The following is a 9,637-nucleotide window of genomic DNA, read 5'->3' as shown; positions in this document are numbered from 1 at the left end:
GAGGTTTCTGCGGCGTGCGGAGCGCACGCTCCGCAAGGCGCAGCAGACCCTGTCCCGCAAGGAGAAGGGGTCGAGCAACCGGGCCAAGGCGCGTCTGCGTGTCGCCAAGGCGCACGCCAAGGTGGCCGATTCGCGTCGCAACTTCGTGCACCAGCAGTCCACGGCGATCATCCGCGACAGCCAAGCGGTGTTCGTCGAGGACCTGGCGGTGTCGGGGTTGGCGCGCACTCGGTTGGCGAAGTCGGTGCACGACGTCGGGTGGGGCATGTTCATCCGGATGCTCGAGGAGAAAGCCGCNTGCTCGGCGTGTGGAGTGGTCGACGGGCCGAAGCCGCTCTCGATTCGAGTGTGGACGTGTGCAGCGTGTGGTGCGGTCCACGACCGCGACCTGAACGCTGCAATCAACATCCTCGCCGCAGGACGTGCGGAGAGGTTAAACGCCTGTGGAGGGACCGTAAGTCCTGCCGCGTAGCGGAAGGCAGGTCCCGGTGAAACAGGAACCCACCGCAGCGGCACGACGTGCCGCTGTAGGAATCCTGGTCGTTCACGACCGGGAGGACGTCAAGTACTTCCTGTGTGACATGAGCGATCCCGGCATCGAGATCCGGCCGCTCCGGCAGATCACCGGGGAGGCCGAGTTCAACGAGGTGTTCCTCACCGGTGTGCGGATCTCCGACACCGAACGCCTCGGCGAGCCCGGCCAGGGCTGGAAGGTCGCGACCACGACGCTCAACAACGAGCGTGTCGCGATCGGCTCGGGGGCTCCGCGTGAAGGCGGCATGATCGGGAAGGTCGCGCACACGTGGCGGACGCGTCCCGAGGTCCGTGTGCCCGCGATGCACGACGATCTGATGCGGTTGTGGACCGAGTCCGAGGTCGCTCGGTTGTCGGGTGTGCGCCTGCGGCAGCAACTCGCGGTGGGCCAGCCCGGCCCGGAGGGCTCGGGTGCGAAGCTCGCGTTCGCACGCCTCGCGCAGGCGATCTCCGGATTCGAGCTCGAACTCGCGGGCGACGACGGCCTGCGCTACGACGACTGGTCGATGCGGCGACCCGACACGGTCGACTTCACCGGTCGTGAACCGGGATACCGCTACCTGCGCGCGAAGGGCAACTCGATCGAGGGTGGGACGTCCGAGATCCTCCGGAATGTCGTCGCCGAGCGGGTGCTCGGACTGCCGCCGGAACATCGTGTCGACAAGGACATCGCCTGGAAGGATCTGCCCCGATGACGGTCACGGCCGAGCAGAACAGCGAAGCGAACCTCCTCTACACCGACACCGAGACCGCACTGCGGTCCAGTGTGCGCGCACTTCTCGAACGACGCTGTGTGCCGGCGGACGTGGCGTCGGTCTACGACGCCGGCCCGCAGGACTTCACGCCGCTGTGGCATACTCTCGCGGCCGACATGGGCCTCGCCGGGTTGCTCGTTCCCGAGGCGCTCGGCGGCGCGGGTGCGGGCCCACGAGAAGCGGCGGTCGTGCTCGAAGAACTCGGCCGCGCCGTCGCACCCGTGCCGTTCCTGACCAGCGCGGTGCTCGCGACGCTCGCACTGCGCGGTGCGGGCGACACCGATCTGCTGCCCGCGCTCGCCTCGGGCGAGTCGACCGCGGCGCTCGTCGTCTCCCTCTCCACACCGTCCTTCACGGCCCCGGCCGGTGTGCGGGTGGTGGACGGCGCACTCACCGGTGCCGTTCGCTCCGTCGCGGGCGCCGCGCAGGCGGACGTGCTGGTGGTGCCTGCGGCAGGCCCGGACGGGCTCGAATTGCATCGCGTCGCACGTGACGCGCCCGGTGTCACCGTCGACCCGGTGCTTGCGCTCGACATGACGCGGCCGATCGCCGACGTGCGACTCGACACGCGTGAGTCGGTGCGCGTCGGCTCCGGCGGAGCCGACGCGGCGGTGCACGACGCGCTCCGCACCGCAGCGGCGCTCCTCGCATCCGAGCAGTTCGGGGTGGCACAGTGGTGCTTCGACACCACGCTCGGATATCTGAAGGAGCGCAGGCAGTTCGGCCGAGTCCTCGGCTCGTACCAGGCGCTCAAGCACCGTCTCGCGGATCTGTGGCTCGACGTGGGCGCGGCGGGAGCCGCGGCCCGCAGCGCCGCCGACGCCTGCGATCGGGACGACGACGCCGACACCGCGACGGCCGTCGCACAGGCGTACTGCAGCCCGCTCGCGGTGCGCGCTGCGGAGGAGTGCATCCAGCTGCACGGTGGAATCGGGATGACCTGGGAGTATCCCGCGCATCTGTACCTCAAGCGCGCCAAGAGCAGTCAACTCGCGTTCGGCACCGAATACGCGTATCGCGCCCGGCTCGGCGAACTCGTCGACCTGCCGTCTGCGTGAAGACGATTCACCGCACCTTTCAACATCAGCATCTGCAGGAAAGAGGAACACTCGATGAAGGCATGGCGCGTCGCCGCGAACGGCGAACCCGAGGACGTCCTGACGCTCGACGAGATCGACGACCCCACCGCGGGCCCGGGGCAGCTCGTCGTCCGGGTTCTCGCGGCGCCCGCCAACTTCCCCGACGTCCTGCTGTGCCGCGGGCAGTACCAGATCACGCCGCCGCTGCCGTTCACTCCCGGCGTCGAGTTGTGCGGCGAGGTCGTGCAGGTCGGTGACGGAGTCACCGGGTTCGCGGTCGGCGACCGCGTGGTCGGCAGTCCCGAACTGCCCGGCGGCAGCTTCGCCGAGTACGCCGTCATGGACGTGGACAACGCCTTTCCCGCGCCTTCCGCGCTCGACGACGCGGAGGCGTCCGCGCTCACGATCGGCTATCAGACGAGTTGGTTCGCGCTGCATCGCCGCACCACGATCCGGCCCGGCGAGGTGCTGCTCGTGCACGCTGCGGCCGGTGGCGTCGGCAGCACCGCGGTGCAACTCGGCAAGGCTGCGGGCGCCACGGTGATCGGGGTGGTCGGCGGCGAACAGAAAGCGCAGTACTGCCGCGATCTCGGTGCCGACCTGGTGATCGACCGGCACACCGACGATTTCGTGCCGATCGTGAAGGAGTACACGAACGGCCACGGCGCGGACGTCGTGTACGACCCTGTCGGCGGCGACTCCTACACGCGCTCGACGAAATGCATCGCCTTCGAGGGGCGCATCCTGGTGATCGGCTTCGCGGGAGGCACGATCCCGACACCGGGCCTCAACCATGCCCTCATCAAGAACTACTCGATCATCGGACTGCACTGGGGCCTGTACAAGCAGTACAACCGGCAGGCGATCACCGACTGCCACACGGAACTGACGCGGCTCGCGAACGAGGGCAAGGTGAAACCACTCGTCAGCGAACGACTCTCGCTCGGCGACGTCGCCGACGGTCTCGGCCGTCTCGGCTCGGGTAGCACGGTCGGGCGCCTGGTGTTCGTGCCGTGACCACGCCGTCCGTGCTGGTCGCCAATCGCGGCGAGATCGCGCTGCGCGTCGTGCGTACGGCGGCCGAGTGCGGTATGCGCACGGTCGCCGTGTATGCGCGCGACGACGCCGACAGCCCGCACGTGCGCGCCGCCGATCGTGCGATCGCACTCGACGGCGAGGGGCCGTCGGTCTATCTCGATCACACGGCGATCGTGAAGGCAGCGCTCGACGCCGATGCGACCCTCGTACACCCGGGATACGGATTCCTCAGCGAGAACGCCGAGTTCGCGCGTGCATGCCACGACGCAGGGCTCGTCTTCGTCGGACCGTCGCCCGACGTGCTGGACATTTTCGGCGACAAGGCGTCGGCGCGGGCGGCCGCGGTCGCGGCCGGAGTGCCCGTGCTCGACGCGACCGGCTCCGGGGCGGCGCCGGAGGACATGGCCGAGCTGTTGCGGCGCAGCCCCGGCGGCATCATGGTCAAAGCAGTCTCGGGCGGCGGTGGTCGCGGGATACGCCCCGTCCGTGCCGAATCCGAGCTCGCCGACGCGCATCGGGTGTGCGCGTCGGAGGCCGAGCTCGGATTCGGCGATCCCGCACTGTTCGCCGAAGCGCTCGCGGTCGACGTCCGGCACATCGAAGTACAGGTGCTCGCGACGGACACCGGGGGCATGACACACGCGGTCGCGCTCGGCGACCGCGACTGCAGCGTGCAACGTCGGCACCAGAAACTCGTCGAGATCGCACCTGCGCAGCGACTGGACGACGCGCTCCGCCGCGGACTGCACGATGCCGCGGTTCGGTTGTGCGTATCGGTCGGCTACCGCGGTCTCGCGACGGTCGAGTTCCTCGTCGGTTCGTCGGTCGGCCCACAGGGATTCGTGTTCCTCGAGGTCAACCCGCGTCTGCAGGTCGAGCACACCGTGACGGAAGAGGTGACCGGCCTCGACCTCGTCGAGCTGCAACTGCAGGTCGCGCAGGGCACGCAGCTCGCCGACCTCGCGCTGCCCGACGCGGTCGCGGCGCGCGGTGACGCGAGCAGCGGGGAGCCGATCGACGCACGCGGCATCGCGATGCAGTGTCGCGTCAACATGGAGACCGTGACCGCCGACGGCACCGCCGTGCCGGAAAGCGGGACCCTCGCCACGTTCTCGGTGCCCTCCGGCCCAGGCGTGCGCGTCGACACCTACGGCTTTCCCGGTCTGACCCCGAGCACGCGATACGACTCGCTGCTCGCGAAGGTGATCGTGCACGTACGTGGCACCGACTTCGCGGCAGCGGTGCGCAAGGCGGACGCAGCGCTCGCCGAGTTCGCGGTCGACGGTGTCCGCACCAACCGCGACATGCTGCGCGCGGTGGTCACCACCCCCGAGTTCGTGACCGGGGCGGTCACGACGGAATTCTTCGGCGACAACCTCGCGCGGTTCGCAGGCGACGCGAATACCGCAGCAGCACAGGATATATCGGTGGCCTCGGGAGAGGAGGCGCTGCACGCACCGCTCACGGGCACCGTCGTCGCGGTCGCGGACGCCGGCACCACCGCCGGTGCGGGAGAGCCGGTGGTCGTGCTCGAGGCGATGAAGATGGAACACGTCGTCACCGCCCCCGCAGGCGCGGTCGTCACCCGGGTCCTCGTCGCCCCCGGCGACACGGTGGGCGCGGGAGCTGCGGTCGCGGTCGTGTCGGGGCGACGCGGCGACGCCGTCACCGCCGGCTCCGCCGCGCTCGACCTCGATCGCGCGCGCGACGACCTGGACGAGATCGTGCGCAGGCACGAGGTCACGCTCGACGCTGCGCGGCCGGCCGCGGTCGCCAAGAGGCACCGCCTCGCACGCCGCACCGCGCGGGAGAACATCACCGACCTGGTCGACGACGGCAGCTTCGTCGAATACGGGCCGCTCGTACTCGCGGCGCAACGGAGCAGGCGGAGCGAGGAAGACCTGATCGCGCACACTCCCGCCGACGGCCTCGTCGGTGGCATCGCGACGATCGGGGCCGAGATCTTCGGTGCCGACCGCGCGCAGGCTGTCGTCGTGTCGTACGACTACTCGGTGCTCGCAGGCACGCAGGGAAAACGCAATCACGACAAGACCGACCGGCTGATCGACGTCGCGGCGCGCCGTCGTGTTCCGCTCGTGCTGTTCGCGGAGGGCGGCGGTGGTCGACCGGGTGATACCGACGCGGGTGCGGCGAGCGGCCTCGACGTCGGGACCTTCCGCTCGCTCGCCGGTCTCAACGGTCGCGTTCCGCTGGTGTCGATCGTGTCCGGACGATGCTTCGCGGGCAATGCCGCGCTGGCAGGCGTATGCGACGTCGTGATCGCGACACCCGAAGCGAACATCGGGATGGGTGGACCCGCGATGATCGAAGGCGGTGGGCTCGGTACGCACCGAGCGGAGGACATCGGGCCGATCGACGTCCAGCGGCGCAACGGCGTCGTCGACCTGGTCGCGGACGACGAAGCGCATGCCGTCGCGCTCGCGAAGCAGTACCTGTCGTACTTCCAGGGCCCGGTCACCGAGTGGCAGGCACCCGACCCGCGGGTCGCGCGGCACGTCGTTCCCGAGAACCGCCTGCGCGCGTACGACATCCGGGCCGCGATCGATGCGATCGCCGACGTCGGCTCGGTGCTCGAGCTGCAGCGGGACTGGGGCGCAGGCGCGGTCACCGCGTTCGTGCGCGTCGAGGGCGTCGCATACGGGGTGGTCGCGAACCAGGGCCTGCACCTCGGCGGCGCCGTCGACGCCGTCGCGGCCGACAAGCTCACCGCCTTCCTCGAGCTGTGCAACACCTTCGCGATTCCTGTGGTGTCGCTGTGCGACACACCGGGTTTCATGGTCGGTCCCGAATCCGAACGCGACGCCACCGTGCGGCGCTTCGGCCGGCTGTTCGTCGCAGGCGCACGGATGACCGTGCCGTTCGGCACGATCGTGCTGCGCAAGGGTTACGGCCTGGGCGCGATGGCGATGGCGGGCGGCTCGTTCCGCGCCCCCGACTTCACGATCGCGTGGCCCACCGGCGAGATCGGGCCGATGGGCCTCGAAGGCGCGGTACGGCTGGGTTTCCGTAAGGAACTCGACGCCGCACCCGACGATGCCGCACGCACCGTGCTCTTCGACCAACTCGTCGCCGCCGCGTACGCGCAGGGCAAGGCTCTCACCGCCGCCACCGCATTCGAGCTGGACGACGTGATCGACCCCGCCGACACGCGTGCATGGATTCGCACCCTCGGCGCGGGGAGCAGAGTGGGTGCGTGAGGGTCCGGATGTGCACCGCCCCGCGAAGTGGAGTAGCCATGTAGGCATGGTTACCGCTGCAGCACGCTCCGTGTCCGGCCCCGAGGCGTCGTTCGAGAAGAGCACGCTCGCCCGCCGCGAACTCGGCCCGCGCGACGTCCTGATCGACGTCGCGTTCGCCGGCATCTGCCACTCCGACATCCACACCGCGCGCGGCGAGTGGGGTCGCACGCACTACCCGCTCGTTCCCGGGCACGAGATCGCAGGCGTCGTCGCGGCGGTGGGTGCAGACGTCACCGCATTCGCTGTCGGCGACCGTGTCGGCGTCGGTTGCTTCGTCGACTCGTGCGGGAAGTGCGACGCGTGCGTCGCGGACGAAGAGCAGTACTGCGCCGAGGGCGTCGTGGGCACGTACAACGCGAAAGGCGCCGACGGCGAGTGGACCCAGGGCGGCTACTCGACACACATCGTCGTCACCGAACACTTCGTCGTGCGCATCCCGGACGCGCTCGCACTCGACGTCGCTGCACCCTTGCTGTGCGCCGGCATCACCCTGTATTCGCCTCTCGCACACTGGAATGCGGGACCCGGCACGAAGGTCGCAATCATCGGTATGGGCGGTCTCGGTCACGTCGGCGTCAAGATCGCGCACGCGATGGGCGCGGACGTGACGGTGCTCAGCCGGACGCTGTCGAAGCAGGACGACGGCGCACGGCTCGGCGCCGACCACTACTACGCGACCGAGGATCCCGAGACCTTCCGCACGCTGCGCGGCAGGTTCGATCTGATCCTCAACACCGTGTCGGTCAACCTCGATCTCGACGCCTACCTCTCGATGCTCGCGATCAACGGCACCCTCGTCGAGCTGGGCCTGCCGAGCAAGCCGCTCGAGGCCCGCGCGTTCAGTCTGACGAAGAACCGCCGCAGCCTCGCCGGCTCGATGGTGGGTGGCATCGCGCAGACCCAGGAGATGCTCGACTTCTGCGCCGAGCACGGCATCGGCGCCGACATCGAGACGATCTCGGCCGACGACATAGACGGCGCGTACGACCGGGTGGTCGCGGGAGACGTGCGCTACCGCTTCGTGATCGACGCCGCCACGATCTGAGGGAGGCCGTCCGCGTGGGCGCTCACGCGTCGCCGAGCTGACGGCGCAGCTGGGCCAGTGTTTTCGTCAGCAGCCGGGACACGTGCATCTGCGAGATGCCGACGTGCTCGGCGATCTGCGTCTGCGTCATGTTGCCGAAGAAGCGAAGCATGACGATCGACCGTTCGCGTTCCGGCAGCGCTTCGAGCAGCGGACGCAGGGTCTCGTGGTTCTCGACGTTTTCGAGTGCCGCGTCGTAGTCGCCGAGCGTGTCGATCATCGACAGCTCGCCCGAGCGTTCCGAGGGCTTCGTGTCGACCGACAGCGTCTGGTACGCATTGCCTGCCACGAGGCCCTGTGCGACCTCCTCGGGGTCGAGATCGAGTGCGCGCGCGATCTCGCTGACGGTGGGCGCGTGCCCCAGGGTCTGCGACAGCTCGCCCACGGCCTGTCCGATCGCGAGATGCAGTTCCTTCATGCGACGCGGCACGCGCACGGCCCAGCCGGTGTCGCGGAAGTGCCTGCGCACCTCGCCCATGATCGTGGGCACCGCGAACGACACGAAGTCGGATCCGCGAGTCACGTCGAACCGGTCGATCGCATTGACCAGGCCCACCCGCGCGACCTGGACGAGGTCGTCGTGGCTCTCGCCGCGGCCGTCGAACCGGCGCGCGATGTGCTCGGCGAGGGGTAGACAGCGTTCGACCAGGTGGTCGCGCAGTTCCGCGTGTGCTGCCTCGCCGCGTTCGAGGGTGTCGAGCCGCTCGAATGTTTCCTTGACGTCGTGATACTCGTCCGGCCACCGTGTCTGGCGGGCCTGCTCGTTCACGGCATCTGTCACGAAGGTATGCCGTTCGTCCGGGTGAAGGCCATCGTGGTGAGATAGCCGCCCGAGTCGGGGTCGGGGGACTGCTGCAGGTCGACCCAGTCGGTGAGCGACTGCAGCACGTGCCAGCCGAACGAGCGCTGGTTCGCGTCGTCGGGAGTCTCGGTGACCGTGGACACCTCCACCCGCAGGCAGCTGTCGAGGTACTGGAGCCGACACACCAGCACCGCATCCGGTGCGGCGCGCACGATGAGGTACGTGCAGATCTCGTCCATCGCGAGCTTGATGTCGGCGATCGAGTCGAGGTCGAAGTCTTCGTGAACGGCGATGGCTGCAGCCAACGCGCGCAGCACCGGGAGCTGGTCCGGGGTGGCACGTATCCGCAACTCGACGACAGGATGGGCCTGCTCCTGGTCGGGTTGAATTGTCTTGGCGTCAGCCATGAGACCTCCGGATCCGGCGAACAAGGCGATTGCTGGTGGTGAGCCACCAGGGCAACGGTCGGGTCAGCACACGCACTGGATACCGCGTGAAGGCTTTGGTCAAACACGATCGATGCCGAACTGTGTCGCGGGTAATGTTGGCAAAAGAGTCGCGGTTCCACAACGTTCGGGGGTACCCCAGCTGAACGCCAGGTCACAGAAGGCTCACGAGCGTCCGCACGCCAGAGACGCCGTCACGCCCACCGATGTGGATCTCGTCACATCGTCGCTAGAGCATGTCGTGAGTCTCCTCGATTACGAGGACGAAATGAAGTCCGTCCTCGCCGCGGTGTGTCGTCAGGTGGTCGTCGCGATACCCGATGCGGACGCGGCCGCCGTCGTCGCGGTCGGGCACGCGCGCGCCGGCGACGTGGCAGGCGAGGGCGACTCGACGATCGTCGTCGGCACCGATCCGGAATCGTTGTTGCTCGACCAGGCCTCCCGGCTCGCCCGCGATGCGCGGCGCGGCGGCGCGGAGTGGACGAAACGCGTCGTCCGCGTCGACATCGAACGGGCGGCACGCCGCCGGCCCGATCTCGCAGGTCCCGCACTCGCGGTGGGGATCCGCAGCGGCCTGTCGTCGCCGCTCGATCTCGACGGCACCTCCGGTGCTCTCATCCTCTACAGCACCCGTGTCGA

Annotated in this window: 7 protein-coding genes and 2 pseudogenes; 7 read left to right on the top strand and 2 right to left on the bottom strand. The window is 69.1% G+C overall.

Features of this window, described 5'->3' with window-relative positions; genetic code table 11:
* From HCA44_RS20570 to HCA44_RS20545, 6 genes and pseudogenes are all read left to right on the top strand, one after another.
* The coding region (locus tag HCA44_RS20570; protein ID WP_169651194.1) for an RNA-guided endonuclease TnpB family protein at positions 1-472 on the top strand (472 nt) is incomplete at its 5' end.
* 88 nt (positions 473-560) lie between these two features.
* A pseudogene (locus HCA44_RS20565) lies at positions 561-1,229 on the top strand (acyl-CoA dehydrogenase family protein); the annotation flags it as partial.
* Positions 1,226-2,347, top strand: coding sequence for an acyl-CoA dehydrogenase family protein (locus tag HCA44_RS20560; protein WP_169651193.1), 1,122 nt, complete (start codon positions 1,226-1,228; stop codon positions 2,345-2,347). The pseudogene HCA44_RS20565 and the gene HCA44_RS20560, both read left to right, overlap by 4 nt.
* A gap of 54 nt (positions 2,348-2,401) precedes the next feature.
* Complete coding sequence (locus tag HCA44_RS20555) at positions 2,402-3,385, top strand: NADPH:quinone oxidoreductase family protein (protein WP_169651192.1); 984 nt, start codon at positions 2,402-2,404, stop codon at positions 3,383-3,385.
* Positions 3,382-6,624, top strand: coding sequence for a carboxyl transferase domain-containing protein (locus tag HCA44_RS20550; protein WP_169651191.1), 3,243 nt, complete (start codon positions 3,382-3,384; stop codon positions 6,622-6,624). Before HCA44_RS20555 ends, HCA44_RS20550 begins: the two co-directional genes overlap by 4 nt.
* 46 nt (positions 6,625-6,670) lie before the next feature.
* Positions 6,671-7,711 carry an NAD(P)-dependent alcohol dehydrogenase gene (locus HCA44_RS20545; RefSeq protein ID WP_169651190.1) on the top strand — a complete coding sequence of 347 codons (1,041 nt, stop codon included), beginning with the start codon at positions 6,671-6,673 and terminating at the stop codon, positions 7,709-7,711.
* A 22-nt stretch (positions 7,712-7,733) separates the two neighbouring features.
* Here the strand turns inward: HCA44_RS20545 and HCA44_RS20540 are convergent, their stop codons facing one another.
* Together HCA44_RS20540 and HCA44_RS20535 are read right to left on the bottom strand one after the other, a co-directional pair.
* On the bottom strand, positions 7,734-8,531 hold the full coding sequence (locus tag HCA44_RS20540) for a SigB/SigF/SigG family RNA polymerase sigma factor (protein ID WP_346764830.1): 798 nt from the start codon (positions 8,529-8,531) through the stop codon (positions 7,734-7,736).
* Positions 8,528-8,959, bottom strand: coding sequence for an ATP-binding protein (locus tag HCA44_RS20535; protein ID WP_169651189.1), 432 nt, complete (start codon positions 8,957-8,959; stop codon positions 8,528-8,530). Before HCA44_RS20535 ends, HCA44_RS20540 begins: the two co-directional genes overlap by 4 nt.
* Before the next feature lie 280 nt (positions 8,960-9,239).
* On the opposite strand from HCA44_RS20535, the pseudogene HCA44_RS20530 reads away from it, so the two are divergent.
* Positions 9,240-9,637, top strand: a pseudogene (locus tag HCA44_RS20530) (hypothetical protein); the annotation flags it as partial.

This window comes from Rhodococcus sp. HNM0569 (assembly GCF_012726205.1).
Classification (GTDB): Bacteria; Actinomycetota; Actinomycetes; order Mycobacteriales; family Mycobacteriaceae; genus Rhodococcus_F.
This window is presented reverse-complemented; position numbering and strand designations above follow the sequence as displayed.

Coding starts and splice junctions, on each gene's coding strand:
- HCA44_RS20555 (WP_169651192.1), top strand. CDS start 2,402: ATGAAGGCATGGCGCGTCGCCGCGAACGGCGAACCCGAGGACGTCCTG.
- HCA44_RS20535 (WP_169651189.1), bottom strand. CDS start 8,959: ATGGCTGACGCCAAGACAATTCAACCCGACCAGGAGCAGGCCCATCCT.
- HCA44_RS20545 (WP_169651190.1), top strand. CDS start 6,671: ATGGTTACCGCTGCAGCACGCTCCGTGTCCGGCCCCGAGGCGTCGTTC.
- HCA44_RS20560 (WP_169651193.1), top strand. CDS start 1,226: ATGACGGTCACGGCCGAGCAGAACAGCGAAGCGAACCTCCTCTACACC.